14 protein-coding genes are annotated in these 18,169 nt (G+C 72.3%); all 14 read left to right on the top strand.

Translation table 11 applies throughout. The annotated features are described in order from the left end of the window. Positions 1-15: 15 nt before the first annotated feature. Positions 16-1,185 carry a glycosyltransferase family protein gene (locus NHL53_RS01755; protein ID WP_433774972.1) on the top strand — a complete coding sequence of 390 codons (1,170 nt, stop codon included), beginning with the start codon at positions 16-18 and terminating at the stop codon, positions 1,183-1,185. After that, positions 1,175-2,434: a glycosyltransferase gene (locus NHL53_RS01760; protein ID WP_433774542.1), complete on the top strand. Its 1,260-nt coding sequence runs from the start codon at positions 1,175-1,177 to the stop codon at positions 2,432-2,434. Before NHL53_RS01755 ends, NHL53_RS01760 begins: the two co-directional genes overlap by 11 nt. Next, complete coding sequence (locus tag NHL53_RS01765) at positions 2,434-3,534, top strand: glycosyltransferase family 4 protein (protein ID WP_433774544.1); 1,101 nt, start codon at positions 2,434-2,436, stop codon at positions 3,532-3,534. Before NHL53_RS01760 ends, NHL53_RS01765 begins: the two co-directional genes overlap by 1 nt. Further along, positions 3,531-5,366: an ABC transporter ATP-binding protein gene (locus NHL53_RS01770; protein WP_433774546.1), complete on the top strand. Its 1,836-nt coding sequence runs from the start codon at positions 3,531-3,533 to the stop codon at positions 5,364-5,366. Before NHL53_RS01765 ends, NHL53_RS01770 begins: the two co-directional genes overlap by 4 nt. Beyond that, positions 5,363-6,445 (top strand): phosphotransferase, encoded by a 1,083-nt coding sequence (locus NHL53_RS01775; RefSeq protein WP_433774548.1) that lies wholly within the window; start codon positions 5,363-5,365, stop codon positions 6,443-6,445. Before NHL53_RS01770 ends, NHL53_RS01775 begins: the two co-directional genes overlap by 4 nt. Continuing rightward, positions 6,442-7,485, top strand: a complete 1,044-nt coding sequence (locus tag NHL53_RS01780) for a hypothetical protein (protein WP_433774550.1) — start codon at positions 6,442-6,444, stop codon at positions 7,483-7,485. The genes NHL53_RS01775 and NHL53_RS01780 overlap by 4 nt, the downstream gene beginning before the upstream one ends. Before the next feature lie 42 nt (positions 7,486-7,527). Further along, positions 7,528-7,947, top strand: a complete 420-nt coding sequence (locus NHL53_RS01785; RefSeq protein ID WP_433774552.1) for a hypothetical protein — start codon at positions 7,528-7,530, stop codon at positions 7,945-7,947. 65 nt (positions 7,948-8,012) lie between these two features. After that, entirely contained in the window at positions 8,013-8,513 is a 501-nt protein-coding gene (locus NHL53_RS01790; RefSeq protein ID WP_433774553.1) for a hypothetical protein, read from the top strand. Between the two features lie 332 nt (positions 8,514-8,845). Further along, complete coding sequence (locus NHL53_RS01795; protein ID WP_433774555.1) at positions 8,846-9,436, top strand: hypothetical protein; 591 nt, start codon at positions 8,846-8,848, stop codon at positions 9,434-9,436. Between the two features lie 49 nt (positions 9,437-9,485). After that, positions 9,486-10,091, top strand: a complete 606-nt coding sequence (gene coaE, locus NHL53_RS01800) for a dephospho-CoA kinase (RefSeq protein ID WP_433774557.1) — start codon at positions 9,486-9,488, stop codon at positions 10,089-10,091. A 52-nt stretch (positions 10,092-10,143) separates the two neighbouring features. Continuing rightward, the gene (uvrB, locus tag NHL53_RS01805; RefSeq protein ID WP_433774559.1) at positions 10,144-12,231 is read left to right on the top strand and encodes an excinuclease ABC subunit UvrB; all 2,088 of its coding nucleotides are present in this window, start codon (positions 10,144-10,146) and stop codon (positions 12,229-12,231) included. A 110-nt stretch (positions 12,232-12,341) separates the two neighbouring features. Then, a complete protein-coding gene (gene uvrA, locus NHL53_RS01810) occupies positions 12,342-15,251 on the top strand; it encodes an excinuclease ABC subunit UvrA (protein ID WP_433774561.1) in 2,910 nt (969 codons plus the stop codon). 3 nt (positions 15,252-15,254) lie between these two features. Beyond that, positions 15,255-17,159 carry an excinuclease ABC subunit UvrC gene (uvrC, locus tag NHL53_RS01815; RefSeq protein WP_433774563.1) on the top strand — a complete coding sequence of 635 codons (1,905 nt, stop codon included), beginning with the start codon at positions 15,255-15,257 and terminating at the stop codon, positions 17,157-17,159. Positions 17,160-17,168: 9 nt separating this feature from the next. Further along, the gene (rapZ, locus tag NHL53_RS01820; protein ID WP_433774565.1) at positions 17,169-18,038 is read left to right on the top strand and encodes an RNase adapter RapZ; all 870 of its coding nucleotides are present in this window, start codon (positions 17,169-17,171) and stop codon (positions 18,036-18,038) included. Positions 18,039-18,169 lie beyond the last annotated feature (131 nt).

The raw sequence follows: 18,169 nt of genomic DNA on the forward strand, positions 1-18,169 counted from the left end.
GAGACTCCAGTGAGCATGAGAATCGTCCTGTTCTCGCACGATTCGGCGGGACTCGGGCACATCCGGCGCAACCTCGCGCTCGCCCACGCGCTGACGGCGGGGGCGTCCGAGCCCGTCACGGGCCTGCTCGTCGCCGGCCGTCCCGAGGCGACGAGGTTCCGCCCGCCCCGAGGGTGGGACTGGCTCGTGCTCCCCGGCGTCCGGCACGCGGCGAGCGGATACGCTCTCCGCGAGCTCGGGATCGGCCTCGATGAGGCGGCGGCGCTGCGCGGCGGCGCCTTCCGCGCCGCCGTCACGGCCTTCGCCCCGGACCTCGTCATCGTCGACCGCCACCCGCTCGGCGTCGCCAGGGAGCTGGAGGACGGCCTCCGCGCGCTGCGCGCGGAGCATCCGGAGTGCCGGATCGTCCTCGGACTGCGCGACGTGCTCGACGCCCCCGCTGCGGCGGCCGAGGAGTGGCGCGCCGTCGGCGGCGCCCGCACGATCCGCGCGCTCTTCGACGCGATCTGGGTGTACGGCGATCCGCGCGTCCACGATCTCGCGGCCTCGGGAGAGCTGCCCGCGGGGCTGCGGGACCTCGTCTCGCACACCGGCTACCTCGCCGCGGGGCGCGTCGACGGGCACGAGCACGCCGTCGAGGCCCCCTACGTGCTGACCACCGTCGGGGGAGGATCCGACGGCGCGGATCTCGCGGCGGCCGCGGCGGCCGCGCCCGTCCCCGCCGGGATGCGCCATCTCGTCGTCACCGGCCCGCAGATGAGCGCCGCGGATCGACGCCGCGTGCAGGACGCCGCAGGCGGCGGCGCCGAGGTCGTCCGGCGCGTGCCCGACGCGCTCCCTCTCATCCGGCACGCGAGCGCCGTCGTCTGCATGGGCGGGTACAACACCGTCTGCGAGGTGATGAGCACGGACACCCCCGCGCTCGTCGCGCCGCGCCGTCAGCGCCGCGCCGAGCAGGGCATCCGCGCTGGCGCCCTCGAACGGGCGGGCGCGATCGAGATCCTGTCGCCCTGGGACGTCTCCCCGGCGGCGATCGGCCGCTGGCTCTCGGCGAACGCCGGACGCTCCGTCTCGCGCGCCGCGGTCGCGCTCGACGGACTCGCCCGGATCCCCGACCTCGCCGCGGCGACGCGGCTCCGGAAGCCCGTGTCGCACGTCAGGGAGGGAGAGAGCGTTGCCGTCTGATGCCCTGACCGACCCCGTGGATGAGCCCCGCGGCGGCATCGGCTACGTCGTGAAGGTCTATCCCCGCTTCTCGGAGACGTTCATCGTCACCGAGCTGCTCGCTCGCGAGGCCGCGGGGGAACGCCTCACGGTGTTCGCCCTGCGCCCCTCGCAGGATCCGCGCTTCCACCCGGAGCTCGCGCGGGTAGCGGCTCCCGTCCGGTATCTTCCGCGTCCCTCTCGCCCCTCCGCGCTGTGGGAGGCGCTGCGCGAGGCGGAGCCCTGGGTGGGCGAGGGCATCGCCACGGCGCTTCCCGACCTGCTCGCGGCGGAGGTCGACGAGGCGATCGCGGCCGTCGCCCTCGCGCAGCACGCCCGGCGCGAGCGGCTCTCGCACCTGCACGCGCACTTCGCGACGTCGGCGGCGGTCGTCGCGCGCCTCGCGAGCCGGATCGCGGGGATCCCCTACTCGTTCACGGCCCACGCGAAGGACCTCTTCCACGAGTCCGTCGATCCCGAGCGGCTGCGCACGCTCATCTCCGACGCGGCGTACGCCGCGACGGTCAGCGCCTTCAACGTGCGCTTCCTCCGGGTCGTCGCGCCCGCCCACGCCGACCGCATCCGCCTCGTCCCGAACGCGATCGAGGTCGAGCGCTTCCCCTATCGCGCCCCGCGGCGCCCCGCCGACCGGACGCTGCGGATCGCCGCCGTGGGCCGCCTGGTGGAGAAGAAGGGGTTCCGCGTGCTCCTGGACGCGCTCGCCGCGCTCCGCGACGGGGGCGTCGACGCGCGGCTCACGCTCGCGGGAGACGGCGAGCTCGCCTCCGACCTGCGGAGGCAGACGGCCCGTCTCGGCCTGTCGGATCGCGTGCGGATGCCCGGGCCGCTGCCGCAGGACGAGGTGTCGGAGCTGCTGCGCGCCTCGGACGTGTTCGTCGCCCCCTGCATCATCGGATCCGACGGGAACGCCGACGGCCTCCCGACCGTGCTGCTCGAGGCGATGGCGACCGGAGTGCCCTGCGTCTCGACGTCCGTCACCGGAATCCCGGAGGTGGTCGTCGACGGCGACACCGGGATCGTCTGCCCTCCCGGGGACGCGCTCGCGCTGGCGAGCGCCCTCCGGCGGATCGCGGAGGGAGAGGCGGACGTCGCGGCGCTGTCGGCCGCGGCGAGGGAACTCGTCGAGAGGCGCCACGACGCGCGGGCTCAGGCTCGCGCCCACGCGGAGCTCACCGCGGGGATCCGCGTGGGGCGAGAGGAGGCGGCCTGATGCGCATCGCGTACGTGTGCGCCGATCCGGGGATCCCCGTCGACGGCGCGAAGGGGGCGTCGGTGCACGTGCAGCAGATCGTGCGGGCGCTCCGGCGGCGGGGAGACGAGGTGACGGTCTACGCCGTGCGGGCGGGAGCCGACCGGGTCGAGGGGGCGCCGGTCGTGGTCGTCCCCGTCGCGGGCGGCGAGCCTGCTGACCGCGAGCGGGGGGTCGCGCGGGCCGCAGCGGAGATCGCGCGTCGCGTCGCCGCTGACGGATGCGATCTCGTGTACGAGCGGCTCTCGCTCTTCTCGGACGTCTCGGCGCGGGTCGGCGCCCCGTCGGTCGTCGAGGTCAACGCGCCGCTCATCGACGAGCAGCGCGCCCACCGGACGCTCGTCGACGAGGCCGGGGCGGAGCGGGCCGCCCGACGCGTGCTCGAGGCGGCGTCCGTCGTCGCCTGCGTCTCGGATCCCGTCGCCCGCTGGGCCGCAGACCGGGGCGCCCCGCCCCTGCGGACCGTCGTCGCTCCGAACGGGGTGGATGTGCGGGCGTTCGCCCCGGCTGACATCGGAGACGGCCCGCTCGAGACGGTCTTCGTCGGATCGCTCAAGAGCTGGCACGGGGTGGAGACCGCGATCGACGCGATCCGGGGCCTCGACGGCGTCCGGCTGACGATCATCGGCGACGGGCCGGAGCGCGACGCGCTCCGACGCCGCGCCGAGGGGAGCGGCGCGGACGTCCGCTGGCGGGGTGCGATGCCCCATGCGCGGGTCCCGTCCGCCCTCCGCGGCATGCACGTGGGCCTCGCACCGTATCCGGAGACCGCAGACGACTACTTCTCGCCGCTCAAGGCCTTCGAGTACCTCGCGGCGGGGCTCGCCCTCGTCGGCTCCGCGACGGGCCAGCTTCCGACGCTCGTCGAGCACGGGCGCACGGGGCTCCTCGTGCCTCCCGGGGACGTCGGCGCGCTGCGCTCCGCGCTCGTCCGGCTCCGCGACGACCGCCCGCTCGCACGGCGCCTCGGGGCCGCCGCGCGCGAACAGGCCCTCCGCGAGCACGACTGGGATCGGGTGCTCGACCGCATCCTCGCCGAGCGGGAAGGAGCGGCCCGATGAGTCCCGCGGCTCCGAAGGACGGCATGATCCGCGGCGTGCGCCGCACCCTTCGGCTCGCCCGACCTCACCTGCGCGGACAGGGATGGCTCATGGCGGGCGGCCTCGTCGCCATGCTGGCGGAGGTGCTGCTGCGGGTCGCGGAGCCCTGGCCGCTGAAGATCGTCGTCGACGCCGTCACCGTGAGCCTCGGCGCGACCGAGGGAGCGGCGTCCGGTCAGCCGGGCGCGAGCATCGGCCTCCTCCTGTCGTGCGGGGTCCTGCTGCTCGGCGTGGTCGGGCTGCGCGCCGCCGCGCAGTACTGCTCCACGATCGCGTTCGCCCTCGTGGGCTCCCGCGTCGCGACGCGGCTGCGGTCACGGGTGTTCGCGCACCTCCAGTCGCTCGGTCAGCGGTACCACGCGCACGCACCGCACGGCGACAACGTGCAGCGGCTCGTGGGAGACGTCGGCCGGCTGCAGGAGGTCGCGGTGTCCGCGGGGCTTCCGCTGGTCGGCAACGTCATCACCCTCGTCGTGCTCGCCGGCGTCATGGTCGCGATGGATCCGCTCCTCGCGGTGGTCGTGGCCTGCGCCGGGTTCGTCTACGGGATCATGTCGCGCTCCAGCGGCCGACGGATCGTCGCCGTCTCCCGCCGGACGCGGCGCAGCGAGGGGCAGATCGCGAACGCGGCCGCGGAGACCTTCGGCGCGATCCGCGTCGTGCAGGCGTACGGCCTCGAGACGCTGCGCGGGCGCGTCTTCGAACGCAGCAACGAGCGCGCCCTCGGGCAGGGGGTCGCGTCCAGGCGCCTCGCGGCGGGGCTCGAACGGAGCACGGACGTGATCGTCGGCCTCGCCCTCGCCGTGGTGCTCGTCGTCGGCGGGTGGCGGGTCGTCGAGGGCGCCCTCACCCCCGGCGACCTCGTGATCTTCACGACCTACCTGAAGCTCGCGCTGCGTCCGCTGAAGGATCTGGCGAAGTTCACGGGCCGCATCGCGCGGGCGCTGGCGTCGGGCGAGCGCGTCGCGGAGGTGCTCGACGCGCGCCCGGAGATCGACGACCGCCCCGGGGCGCGCTCGCTCGTCGAGCTGACGGGCGGCGTGCGGGGCCGCGTCGTCCTCGACGCCGTCGACGTGGACGACGGTCGCGGGCATCCGCTGTTCCGCGGCCTGTCGCTCGCGATCGAGGAGGGGAGCACCGTGTGCGTCCTCGGTCCGTCCGGCGCGGGGAAGTCGACCCTCGCGGGCCTCGTCACGCGCATGGCGGATCCCGTGGCGGGCTCCGTCTCGATCGACGGCGTCGACGTGCGGGACGCGACCCTGGAGAGCCTCAGGGCGAGCGTCTCGGTCGTGCTCCAGGAGGCGGTGCTCTTCGCCGCGAGCGTGCGGGAGAACATCCGCTGCGGGCGGCTCGACGCGACCGACGCCGAGGTCGAGGAAGCCGCCCGTCGCGCTCTCGCGGACGACTTCGTCCGCGCTCTCCCGGAGGGCTACGACACCGAGCTCGGAGAGCGCGGCGCGACGCTCTCGGGCGGTCAGCGCCAGAGGATCGCGATCGCTCGCGCTCTCCTGCGGGACGCGCCGGTCGTCGTCCTCGACGAGGCGACGACCGGGCTGGACCCCGCGTCGAAGGAGCGGGTGTCGTCGTCCGTCGCGGCGCTCACCGCCGGTCGGACGACGATCGCCATCACCCACGATCCGGCCGCGATCCGCGCCGCCGACCGGGTTGTCTGGCTCGAGGGCGGCCGCATCGTCGAGGACGGAGCCCCCGGCGAGCTGCTCTCCCGCGACGACTCGCGCCTCGCGGGGTGGCTCCGCAGCGCCGCGCCCGAGCTCTCAGGGAGCGCCGCATGAGCGCCGTCTCAGGCCTCGCCGAGACCCAGGAGATCGTCCGTCGCGAACCGCTGCTGCCCGATCTCGCGCTCCTCCTCGACGCGGAGGCGCTGTCGGACGCGCTCGGCTCTCCCGTGCGCATCGAGCGGCTGCGCTACAAGCCGGGCTCCTCGACCGTCGTCTCCCTGCGCGACCGAGCGGGCCGCGCCTTCTGGGCGGCGGCGCACGCCGATCCGGCGAAGATCGCCAAGCACGCGCGCCGCGCCGCGCGGCTCGGCGCGTCCGCGACGCCGATCGGGCACGCCGCGCTGAGCGCTCCCGCCGTCGCCGACCGCGCGCTCGCGCGGGGCATCGAGGAGGCCGCTCTCGCATCGTCGTCCGGCGAGGTGCTGCGCTACAACCCGTTCCGGCGGCTCGTCGTGCGGAGCGGGGGACATGTGGTCAAAGCGTCAGCGCGGGAGCAGGACGTCCGCGTGCCGGAGCGTCTCGCCGCGCGAGGGATCCCGGTGCTCGTGCCGCGCCGCCTCGGCGCGCGCGCGACGACGACAACCTGGTGGGGCGAGGGCGACCTCGCGTCCGTCCCGTCGCCGACCGCGGCGCGCGCGGCGGGACGCGCGCTCGCGGCGCTCCACCGCGTCCCGGTCGACGACCCTCCCCTCGCCGCGCCCTCGCGGAGCGAGGTCGTCGCCGGGGCGATGGACGCGATCCGGGCGATCCTCCCGGACGCGGCGGAGAGCGCGGGAGACGTCGCGGCCGAGGCGGGGTGCGCGGCCTCCTCGCGCCACGCGGGACTCGTGCACGGCGACCTCTCGCCCGACCAGGTGCTCGTCCGCGCCGGAGTGATCCGGATCATCGACCTCGATCGCGCCTCGCGGGGAGAGCCCGAGCGAGATCTCGGGGCGTTCCTCGCCGCGGGCGGCGATGAGGCGCTCGTCGACGGCTATCGCGAGGCGGGCGGCGCGCCGGATGCCGACGCGATCCGCGCCTGGCGGGCGATCGCGCATCTGCAGCGCGCCGTCGAGCCGTTCCGCACGGCCCTGCCTGGCTGGCCGCAGGCCGTGCGCGCGGAGATCGCCGCGGCGAGGGAGGTGCTCGGATGATCCCCGAGGCGCCCGCGGTCGTCGTCATCGGCGGCGCCGCCTGGATGATCGCGCGGGTCTGGCCCGGAGACCCCGCTCCCTTCGAGGCGCGTCGGGGAGGGGAGATCCGAGGCGGCCTCCTGCGGGCCGACGGGACGGCCGAGATGCTCGCCCCCGGGGAGGACCCCGCCCTGCCCGCTCTCGGGGCGCTCGCGCGGCGCGGGACCATCGTGTCGCATCGGCCCGGACGCCGCGCGGTCGTGCGGCTCGCCGAGGGGAAGGGGTACGCGAAGGCCCTGCGCCGCGGTCGCGGCGAGGCGGCGGCGGACGCCCACGAACGCGGGGCGGATGCCTTCTCCGGCGGCTTCGCCGTGCCCCGTCTGCTCGCGCGCGGCGCCGACGCGATCGAGATCGAGGCGATCCCCGGGCGCACGCTGCACGAGCTCGGCGGGGACCGCGATCTCTCGGAGGAGCAGTGGCGTGCGGCATGGCGGGCCTGGAGAGAGGCGTGGGTCTCGAGCGTCGCCGACGCGGACGCCTCCGCGCTGCCGCCCCATGACGCGCAGGACGAGGCGCGGATCCTGAGCGAGTGGGCGGAGCGAGCGGCGGAGCGCGCGCGGGACGACCGCGAGGCCGATCTGCTGCGCACCGCGGCGGGGCGGCTGGCGGGACGCGTGGTCGCCGGCGCCGGACCCGCGCGAGCGGCCGCCCACCGGGATCTGCACGACAAGCAGCTGCTGTGGGATCCGGAGCACGGGATCGGCGTCATCGACCTCGACACGTGCGCGCGGGCCGACCCGGCGCTCGACCTCGGCAATCTCCTCGCGCACGTCGAGTTCGCGGTCGTGCAGGGGGCGTGGCCGCGTCGTCGTGCGCGGCTCGCGCGAGGAGAGATCGCGTCGGCCGCGAGAGCACTCGACGTCGGCCCGGAGCGGCTGGACGCGTGGCGACGGGCGGCGCGGTTCCGCATCGCGAGCGTGCATCTCCTCCGCCCGCCCGGGCGGGACGCGGCGCGACGGGATCTCCTGCGCCTCTGCCTCGAGGAGACCGGCGATGCATGACAGGCTGAGGAGCGCGACCCCGCGCGGACGAGAGGACCGGACATGACAAAAAACGGCCTGGTGCTGGGCATCGGCATCGCCGCGAGCGCCGCCGCGATCGTGCTCGGGGCGATCGGCATCGCCTCCGCGCTGGCCCCGGACGAGGAGCCGACGGTCGTCCGGGAGGCGCCGCTCATCGCGCCGTCCGAGACGCCCTCGCCGACGCCCTCGGAGAGCCCCTCGGCGACGCCGTCTCCCTCCCCGTCCCCGTCTCCGAGCACGGATCCCGAGCCCGCCCCTGGCTCTGCGGACTCCGGAGAGGCCGGCACGGGGACGGGCGACGCGCCGCAGCCCGTCGCGCCCCCTCCGCCCGTCGACCTCGATGACGACGACGATGACGACGACGATGACGATGATGATGACATCGACGACGATCTCGACGACGACGATGATGACGATCTCGACGACGAGGACGACGACTGATCCGACGCCGGACCGGGTGTGGATAACTTCAGCGAGGGATCCCAGAAGCCTCTAGCGTGCTGAGCATGGCACGTCGACTCCTCGCCTCCTCCGCTCTCCTCGCGAGCCTCGTCCTCGTCTCCTGCGCGGCGGAGGAGCCCGAGCCGACCTGGACGGAGGAGCGGGCGTACGCCGAGGCCGAGGAGGTGTATCGGGCGTTCCACGAGGCGTCGATGGAGCGGTATGCGGGCGGGGACGACGAGAGCTATCTGCAGTACCTGACGCCGGAGATGCAGGATGGCGAGAGGGACGGGCAAGAATGGCTCGACGAGAATGGCCTGGTGATGGGCGGTCGAACCGAGATCCTGGCATTCGAACCGATTAGCTATAGCGAGACGGGTGAGAGCATCGCCGTCTCAGCGGAAGTTTGCATTGACGGTAGCGGGCTATTCGTTGAAGATGCGCAAGGTGAGGTCGTCACGCCCCGCGAGGATAGCCCTCGCTATCAGGTGGTCGTCGATTTCACCTCGATCAACTCAGAACTCCTGATCTCGGAGCTTTCTGAGGAAGAAGGAAGGTCGTGTTGATATCTGTCCTGCTATTTGCTGGAGGCCTTCTCGGCGCTGGCGCGGAAGTAGCGGACGCGACGGAGGGTTTTTCGTCATCCTGTAACACCATCGCTATCGATCTGGGCATCTGCACCGAGAACCCCGGCGACGAGGTCATCATCGGCGGCGAGATCCCCGTCCCCGGCCCCTCCGCGCCGGCCCCGGATCCCGCTCCGCCGGCGCCTGGCGGTCCGCCGGTCGTCCCCGTCCCGGGCCCTGCGCTCCCGGGCGGCCCGGGAGAGCGGGCGCCGGACGAGAGATCTCCCGGCGACACGGGCGGGGGAGGGCGGCAGTGCCTCGACCCCGACGGCGTGCCCCTCGGCATCGTGTGCGGCGAGCTGCCCCCGGACGAGCCGGGCCCGGCGGAGGAGCCTCCGCCGGGGGAGGATCCGGTGCCCGAGATCCCGCCGATCCGGGTGAGCGACGTCGCCTCCTTCGCCCCTCAGCCGGTCGGCCCCGTCATCGAGCCCCACGGCATCGGCGTGCGCGGCGCGCCCATGAACGTCGCGATCTCCGCGCCCGTGCACACCGTCGGCGGCACCCTGTTCGATCTGCCCGTGAGCGTCACCTTCACGCCGGCGAGCTACGCGATCGACTACGGCGACGGATCCGCGCAGACCGTGTCCGGCGGCGTCGGCACCTGGGAGGAGCTCGGCCAGGAGCAGCTCACGGCCACGCCGACCAGCCACGCCTACGCGGAGCGGGGCGCCTACGTCGTCACCGTCTCGGTGTCCTACTCCGCCGTCGTCGACTTCGGGCGGTGGGGAGCGCACCCCGTCCAGGGCCTCGTCACGCCGGCCGCTCACACGACCGAGGTGGAGGTCTACGAGATCCGCACGGGGCTCGTCGACAGCACGTGCCTCGAGGACCCGACCGGGCCCGGCTGCGCCGCGGTCGGGTGAGGCCGGCAGGGTCGGCGAGAGCGGGCGGCGCGACCGATACGCTGAGGCCATGCCCCTCATCGCAGTCACCGGCGGGATCGCGTCGGGCAAGTCCACGATCTCCCGGCGGCTCGCGGAGCACGGGGCGGTCGTCGTCGACGCCGACCGCGTCGTCCGCGACCTGCAGCAGCCGGGCGAGCCGGTGCTCGCCGCGATCGTCGAGGCGTTCGGCGACGACGTGCTCGCCGAGGACGGGTCCCTCGACCGGGCCGCCCTCGGCGCCCTCGTGTTCTCCGACCCCGACCGCCTCGCGGCTCTCAACGCGATCGTGCACCCCGCCGTGCGCGCCGAGACCGCCCGCCGCTTCCGCGCCGCGCTCGACGCGGATCCCGACGCGGTCGTCGTGTACGACGTGCCGCTGCTCGCCGAGGCGCGAGGGACGGGGGAGTGGGATCACGTCGTCGTCGCCCACGCGCCCGCAGAGACCCGCGTCGCCCGCATGGTCTCCGAGCGGGGCATGAGCGCGGAGGACGCGCGCGCCCGGATCGCGAACCAGGCGTCGGACGACGAGCGCCGCGCCCTCGCCGACACCGTCGTCGACACGTCCGGGACGATCGACGAGACGCTCGCGCAGGCCGACGCGCTCTGGAGGAGGCTCCGCCCCGCCGGAAGCTGAGAGGATCCGTCCGTCCGGTTCCGATGTCGGAGGGCGGGAATAGCCTGGGAGCATGCAGACGACGCGCAGCGTGCGACCCTTCGAAGTGGTCAGCGAGTACCAGCCCTCCGGCGATCAGCCGAAGGCGATCCGAGAGCTCGCGGCCCGCATCAACGCCGGCGAGACCGACGTCGTCCTGCTGGGCGCGACCGGAACGGGGAAGTCCGCGACCACCGCCTGGCTCATCGAGCAGATCCAGCGGCCCACGCTCGTCCTCGCGCACAACAAGACCCTCGCGGCGCAGCTCGCGAACGAGTTCCGCGACCTCATGCCGCACAACGCCGTCGAGTACTTCGTCTCCTACTACGACTACTACCAGCCAGAGGCGTATGTGCCGCAGACCGATACGTTCATCGAGAAGGACAGCTCGATCAACGCCGAGGTCGAGCGGCTCCGGCACTCCACGACGAACTCCCTGCTGAGCCGCCGCGACGTGATCGTCGTCAGCACCGTCTCCTGCATCTACGGACTCGGCTCGCCCGAGGAGTACCTGCGGTCCCTCGTCGCGCTGCAGGTCGGCGAGCGCTACGACCGCGACGCGCTCATCCGGCAGTTCATCTCGATGCAGTACAACCGCAACGACGTCGACTTCTCGCGCGGCAACTTCCGCGTGCGGGGCGACACGATCGAGATCATCCCGGTGTACGAGGAGCACGCGATCCGCATCGAGCTCTTCGGCGACGAGATCGAGGCGATCCAGAAGCTCCACCCGCTCACGGGCGAAGTCATCGAGAAGATGGACGCCGTGGCCGTGTTCCCCGCGACGCACTACGCCGCGGGCACCGACACGGTCGCCCGCGCGATCACGACCATCGAGACCGAGCTCGCCGCGCGCCTCGCCGAGCTCGAGAAGCAGGGCAAGCTCCTCGAGGCCCAGCGCCTCAAGATGCGCACCACCTTCGACCTCGAGATGCTCCAGCAGATCGGCTTCTGCTCGGGCATCGAGAACTACTCGCGGCACCTCGACGGGCGCGAGGCGGGCGAGCCCCCGCACACGCTGCTCGACTTCTTCCCCGACGACTTCGTGATCGTCATCGACGAGTCCCACGTCACGGTCCCGCAGATCGGCGCCATGTATGAGGGAGACGCGTCGCGCAAGCGCACCCTCGTCGACCACGGCTTCCGCCTGCCGAGCGCGCTCGACAACCGCCCCCTCCGGTGGGACGAGTTCAAGGAGCGCATCGGCCAGGCCGTCTACCTGTCCGCGACGCCGGGCAAGTACGAGATGGGCATCGCCGACGGTGTCGTCGAGCAGATCATCCGCCCGACGGGCCTCGTCGACCCCGAGGTGATCGTGAAGCCCTCCGAGGGCCAGATCGACGACCTGCTCGAGGAGATCCGCCTCCGCGTCGACCGCGACGAGCGCGTGCTCGTCACGACCCTCACGAAGAAGATGGCCGAGGAGCTCACCGACTTCCTCGACGAGCACGGCGTGCGGGTGCGCTACCTGCACAGCGACGTCGACACGCTTCGCCGCGTGGAGCTGCTCACCGAGCTCCGCCAGGGCGTGTACGACGTGCTCGTCGGCATCAACCTGCTGCGCGAGGGCCTCGACCTGCCCGAGGTGTCGCTCGTCGCGATCCTCGACGCCGACAAGGAGGGCTTCCTCCGCAGCGAGACCTCGCTCATCCAGACCATCGGCCGCGCGGCGCGCAACGTCGCCGGCCAGGTGCACATGTACGCCGACCGCATCACCGACTCGATGCGGAGGGCGCTCGACGAGACCGATCGTCGTCGCGAGATCCAGATCGCCTACAACCGCGAGCACGGCATCGACCCGCAGCCCCTGCGCAAGAAGATCGCCGACATCACCGACAGCCTCGCGCGCGAGGAGGCCGACACGGCCGAGCTGCTCGGCAAGCGCAAGAAGGATCCCCGCGTCAAGGACGGCGGTCGCGGTCGCGCGGCGACTCCCGTCCGGAAGCGCGAGGGGATCGCCGCGGAGGGCGCCGAGCAGCTCGAGCAGTCGATCGCCGATCTCTCGCAGCAGATGCTGCAGGCGGCCGAGGAGCTCAAGTTCGAGCTCGCGGCCCGGCTGCGCGACGAGGTGCAGGACCTCAAGTACGAGCTGCGGCAGATGGAGAAGGCCGGCCACGCCTGATCCGCCCTGAGCACCCCGAGAAGGCCGGCGTCCGCCGGGAGGGGCGAGGAAGCTGAGAATCCATTCGAACATGCGTCCGAATGTCCGAGGTCGGACGTAGGATCGACGACGTGCCGATCATCCCCGTAGACACCACCCAGAAGATCACCGTGCGCGGTGCCCGCGTGCACAATCTCAAGAACGTCGACCTCGAGATCCCGCGCGAGAAGATGATCGTGTTCACGGGTCTGTCGGGATCGGGGAAGTCGAGCCTCGCGTTCGACACCATCTTCGCCGAGGGCCAGCGACGCTACGTCGAGTCGCTCAGCGCCTACGCGCGGCAGTTCCTGGGCCAGGTCGACCGCCCCGACGTCGACGCCATCGAGGGGCTCAGCCCCGCGGTCTCGATCGACCAGAAGTCGACCAACCGCAACCCGCGCTCGACCGTCGGCACGATCACCGAGATCTACGACTACATGCGCCTCCTCTGGGCGCGCATCGGCATCCCGCACTGCCCGGTCTGCGACGCCACGATCCAGCGCCAGACGGTGCAGCAGATCGCCGACCAGCTCGTCGCGCTGCCCGACGGCACCCGCTACCAGGTCGTCGCTCCCGTCGTCAGCCAGAAGAAGGGCGAGTTCGTCGACCTGTTCGCCGAGCTGGGGTCGAAGGGATTCTCCCGCGCGATCGTCGACGGCGAGCTCATCCAGCTGTCCGAGCCCCCGAAGCTCAGGAAGTCGTACAAGCACGACATCGCGGTCGTCGTCGACCGCCTCGTGGCCCGCGGCGAGAGCATGGTCTCGCGCGTCACCGACTCCGTCGAGACGGCCCTCGGCCTCACCGACGGCGTCGTCGACGTCAACTTCGTCGACGAGGACGGCGACGACGCCTGGCAGTCGTTCAGCGAGAAGCTCGCGTGCCCCAACGGGCACGCCCTGCAGCTCACCGAGATCGAGCCGCGCACGTTCTCGTTCAACGCGCCCTTCGGCGCGTGCCCGGTCTGCTCGGGGCTCGGCACGAAGATGTCGGTCGACGTCGACCTCATGCTCGGCGATGACGAGCTGTCCATCGCCGAGGGCGTCATCGTCCCCTGGACGACGCAGGGCAAGGGGCTGTTCCAGTACTACGAGCGCCTCCTCGAGGGGCTCGCCGACGACCTCTCCTTCTCCCTGCACACGCCCTGGCGCGCGCTTCCCGAGTCGGTCCGCGAGGCGGTGCTCTACGGGCAGGACTACAAGGTCAACGTCCAGTACAAGAACCGCTGGGGCCGCGAGGTGCGCTACGCCAGCGGCTTCGAGGGCGTCGTCCCGTACATCGAGCGCCAGTACGCGCAGGCCGAGAGCGACACGCAGCGGGCGCGCTGGGCCGAGTACCTGCGCGAGATCCCCTGCTCCGTCTGCCAGGGCGCGCGCCTCAAGCCCGAGGTGCTCGCGGTCAAGGTCGCGGGGCGATCCATCGCCGCGGCGGCCGACCTCAGCCTCGACGACACGATGGAGCTCGTGAACTCGATCGAGCTCACCGACCGCGAGGCGATGATCGCCGCGCAGGTGCTGCGCGAGATCCGGGTGCGCCTCGAGTTCCTCCTGCGCGTGGGCCTCAACTACCTCACGCTCAGCCGTTCGGCGGGGTCCCTCTCGGGCGGCGAGGCGCAGCGCATCCGGCTCGCCACGCAGATCGGCACGGGGCTGACGGGAGTGCTCTACGTGCTCGACGAGCCCTCGATCGGCCTGCACCAGCGCGACAACCGCCGGCTCATCGGCACCCTCGAAGCCCTCCGCGACCTCGGCAACACGCTCGTGGTCGTCGAGCACGACGAGGAGACGATCGAGTCGAGCGACTGGGTCGTCGACATCGGGCCCCGCGCGGGCGAGGGCGGGGGAGAGGTCATCCACTCCGGCCCGTACGAGCAGCTGGCGGGCGACGAGCGCTCGCTCACCGGCGACTACCTCGCCGGGCGCCGCCGCATCGAGGTCCCGGCGAAGCGCAGGAAGATCGACCGCAAGCGCATGATCGCGGTGCAGGGCGCGCGGGAGAACAACCTCCGCGGCGTCGACGCCTCGTTCCCCCTCGGCGTCTTCACGGCCGTGACGGGCGTGAGCGGATCCGGCAAGTCGACCCTCGTGAACGACATCCTCTACGAGGTCCTCGCGCAGAAGCTCAACGGCGCGCGCACGGTGCCGGGCAAGCACAAGCGGGTGACGGGCCTCGAGCACCTCGACAAGGTCATCCACGTCGACCAGGCGCCCATCGGCCGCACGCCGCGATCCAACCCGGCCACCTACACGGGCGTCTTCGACCGCATCCGCGCCCTGTTCGCGGAGACCCCGGAGGCGAAGGTGCGCGGCTACCAGGCCGGCCGTTTCAGCTTCAACGTCAAGGGCGGCCGCTGCGAGGCGTGCTCGGGAGACGGCACCCTCAAGATCGAGATGAACTTCCTGCCCGACGTGTACGTCGACTGCGAGGTCTGCGAGGGCAAGCGCTACAACCGCGACACCCTGCAGGTGCACTACAAGGGCAAGAACATCGCCGAGGTGCTCGAGATGTCGATCGCGGAGGCCGCGGAGTTCTTCGAGCCCATCCAGGCGATCCACCGCTACATGAAGACGCTCGTCGACGTCGGCCTCGGGTACGTGCGGCTCGGTCAGGCCGCGACCACGCTCTCCGGCGGAGAGGCCCAGCGCGTCAAGCTCGCGACCGAGCTGCAGAAGCGCAGCCGCGGACGCAGCGTGTACGTGCTCGACGAGCCGACGACGGGCCTCCACTTCGAAGACGTGCGCAAGCTCCTCGAGGTGCTGAACGGCCTCGTCGAGAAGGGCAACACCGTCATCGTCATCGAGCACAACCTCGACGTGATCAAGTCGGCCGACTGGATCGTCGACCTCGGGCCCGAGGGCGGGTCAGGCGGCGGCACCATCGTCGCCACCGGCACGCCCGAGCAGGTCGCGAAGGTCGAGGAGAGCCACACCGGGCAGTTCCTCGCCGAGACGCTCGGCCTCACCGCCCGCCGCAGCGCCGCGAAGGCGCAGACCTCCTCCCGCTAGCCGATGGCCGATCAGCTTCCCTACAAGCCGGCGCCGGGGGAGATCCCCACGAATCCGGGCGTGTACCGGTTCCGCGGGCCCGATGGCCGGGTGCTGTACGTGGGCAAGGCGAAGAACCTCCGCCAGAGGCTCTCGAACTACTTCGCCCCGCTGCGCACCCTGCACGAGCGCACTCGGCGCATGGTCACGACCGCCACGAGCGTCGAGTGGACGGTCGTGCCGACCGATGTCGACTCGCTGCAGCTCGAATACCAGTGGATCAAGGAGTTCGACCCGCCGTTCAACGTCAAGTACCGCGACGACAAGTCGTACCCGTTCCTCGCCATCACCCTCGCCGACGAGGCGCCCCGCGTCATGGTCACCCGCAACAGGAGGATCCGCGGAGCGAAGTACTTCGGGCCCTACCCGAAGGTGTGGGCGGTGCGCGACACGATCGACCTGATGCTCAAGATCTTCCCGATCCGCACGTGCAGCGACTCGTCGTACAAGAAGGCGATGGAGACGGGGAAGGCGTGCTTCCCCGGGCAGATCGGCCGCTGCGGCGGACCGTGCTCGCAGAAGGTGACGGTCGAGGAGCATCGCGCGATCGTCGACGACTTCGTCGCGTTCATGCAGGGCGGAGACGAGCGGGTGACCCGCGAGCTCACCGCGCGCATGAGGGAAGCCGCCGCCGCGATGGACTACGAGCAGGCGGCCGTCTACCGCGACCAGCTCGAGTCGGTCGACGCGGTGCTCAGCAAGAGCGCGCTGGTGCTGCCCGAGAAGGCCGACGCCGACCTGATCGGCATCGCCGAGGACGAGCTGGCCGCCGCCGTGCACCTGTTCGTCATCCGCGGCGGGCGGGTGCGGGGCGTGCACTCGACGACGCTCGACAAGGAGCTCGACATCTCGGGGGGAGAGCTCGTCGAGCAGATCCTGCAGCGCACCTACGGCGAGGCGGAGGGGAGCGACGTGCCGCGTCGCGTGCTCGTGCCGACGCTGCCGTCCGCGCACGCCGAGCTCGAGCAGCTCCTGGGGGGCAAGCGCGGATCGCGCGTCGAGATCCAGGTCGCGCAGAGAGGGCAGCGCGCCGAGCTCATGCGCAACGCGACCCTCAACGCGCAGCAGGCGCTCATGAGGCACAAGACCCGCCGGTCGAGCGACTACACGGCCCGCTCGCAGGCCCTCGCCGACCTGCAGGAGGCGCTGGGCATGAGCGAGGCGCCGCTGCGCATCGAGTGCTACGACATCTCGCACCTGCAGGGCACGAACGTCGTCGCCTCGATGGTCGTCTTCGAGGACGGGCTGCCGCGGAAGGATCAGTACCGCACGTTCTCGATCGCGCACACCACCGACGACACCGACAGCATGCACCAGGTGCTCACCCGGCGGCTCGCCCACCTCGACGATCCGGGGGAGGAGCCGGTCGACGAGGCCGAGCTCGCGACGCGCGACGAGGAGGGCGTCGTCACCGAGGCCTCGCGGCGTCGGCGCTTCGCCTATCCGCCGCAGCTGCTGCTCGTCGACGGCGGCCAGCCGCAGGTCGCGGCGGCGGCGCGCGCGCTGCGCGAGTCCGGCCACACGGAGATCGCGCTGGCCGGCATCGCGAAGCGCCTCGAGGAGCTCTGGCTCCCCGACGACGACTTCCCGGTGATCCTGCCGCGCACCTCCGAGGCGCTCTACCTCGTCCAGCGTCTGCGCGACGAGGCGCACCGGTTCGCGATCACCCACCAGCGGAAGAAGCGGAAGCGCGACATCCGCACGGTTCTCAGCGAGGTGCCGGGGCTGGGGGAGGCGCGCATCAAGGCGCTCCTGAAGCACTTCGGATCCGTCGCCGCGCTGCGGGAGTCGACGGTCGAGCAGATCGAGGAGCTGCCGGGATTCGGGCGGGTGCTCGCCGAGAGCGTCCACCGCCACCTGACCCGATAGTGTGATGACGTGGCTGAGGAGCGCGGAGAGGTCCTGATCATCACCGGCATGTCCGGGGCGGGCCGCACGACCGTCGGCAACGCGCTCGAGGACCACGGCTGGTATGTGGTCGACAACCTCCCACCCGCCATGCTGCGCCCGCTCCTCGAGCTCGCCGGGCGCATCGATGGACAGCTGCCGCGGGTCGCGGCGATCGTCGACGTGCGCGGCGGCGATCGGCTGTCGGAGCTGCCCGCGACGGCCCAGCAGCTGCGCGACGCGAACAACCTCCGCATCGTCTTCCTCGACGCGAGCGACGAGGTCCTCGTCCGACGGTACGAGCAGGTGCGCCGGCCCCACCCCCTGCAGGGCGACGGCACCCTCCTCGACGGGATCCGCGAGGAGCGCCGCCAGCTCGCCGCGATCCGCGAGGAAGCCGACGTCACGATCGACACCTCGACCCTCAACATCCACCAGCTCGCCAGCCGCACGGCAGACCTCTTCGAGGACGACGACGCCCCGCGGCACCGCATGACGATCCTGAGCTTCGGCTTCAAGTACGGGCTGCCCGCCGACGCCGACCTCGTCGGCGACATGCGCTTCCTCCCGAACCCCTTCTGGAACGACGACCTGCGCCACCTCACGGGCGAGGACGAGGCGGTCAGCAACTACGTGCTGGCCCAGCCGGGCGCGGCGGAGTTCCTCGACGCGTACGTCGAGGCGCTGCGGCCCGTGATCGAGGGATACCAGCGCGAGAACAAGACGCACTCGACCGTCGCGATCGGCTGCACGGGCGGGAAGCACCGCTCGGTCGCGATGTCGCTCGCGCTCGGCGCCCTCCTGCAGACGATCCCCGGCCTGCAGGTGCGGGTGCGCCACCGCGACCTCGGGCGCGAGTGACGCGTCCCTAACACGGCCTCCCCTCTCCGGCGAAACCCGGCCGCTGTGAGTTCCACCCCGGACGCGGGAGAGGGCACGCGATAAGCTGTTGCCCCGCTCCCGCAAGGGGGCGATACGTCTTTCGAGTGAGG

Source organism: Microbacterium sp. gxy059, assembly GCF_050958665.1.
Lineage (GTDB): Bacteria > Actinomycetota > Actinomycetes > Actinomycetales > Microbacteriaceae > Microbacterium.

Coding starts and splice junctions, on each gene's coding strand:
- NHL53_RS01790 (WP_433774553.1), top strand. CDS start 8,013: ATGGCACGTCGACTCCTCGCCTCCTCCGCTCTCCTCGCGAGCCTCGTC.
- NHL53_RS01765 (WP_433774544.1), top strand. CDS start 2,434: ATGCGCATCGCGTACGTGTGCGCCGATCCGGGGATCCCCGTCGACGGC.
- NHL53_RS01775 (WP_433774548.1), top strand. CDS start 5,363: ATGAGCGCCGTCTCAGGCCTCGCCGAGACCCAGGAGATCGTCCGTCGC.
- uvrC (WP_433774563.1), top strand. CDS start 15,255: ATGGCCGATCAGCTTCCCTACAAGCCGGCGCCGGGGGAGATCCCCACG.
- NHL53_RS01780 (WP_433774550.1), top strand. CDS start 6,442: ATGATCCCCGAGGCGCCCGCGGTCGTCGTCATCGGCGGCGCCGCCTGG.
- NHL53_RS01755 (WP_433774972.1), top strand. CDS start 16: ATGAGAATCGTCCTGTTCTCGCACGATTCGGCGGGACTCGGGCACATC.
- uvrB (WP_433774559.1), top strand. CDS start 10,144: ATGCAGACGACGCGCAGCGTGCGACCCTTCGAAGTGGTCAGCGAGTAC.
- coaE (WP_433774557.1), top strand. CDS start 9,486: ATGCCCCTCATCGCAGTCACCGGCGGGATCGCGTCGGGCAAGTCCACG.
- NHL53_RS01770 (WP_433774546.1), top strand. CDS start 3,531: ATGAGTCCCGCGGCTCCGAAGGACGGCATGATCCGCGGCGTGCGCCGC.
- NHL53_RS01785 (WP_433774552.1), top strand. CDS start 7,528: ATGACAAAAAACGGCCTGGTGCTGGGCATCGGCATCGCCGCGAGCGCC.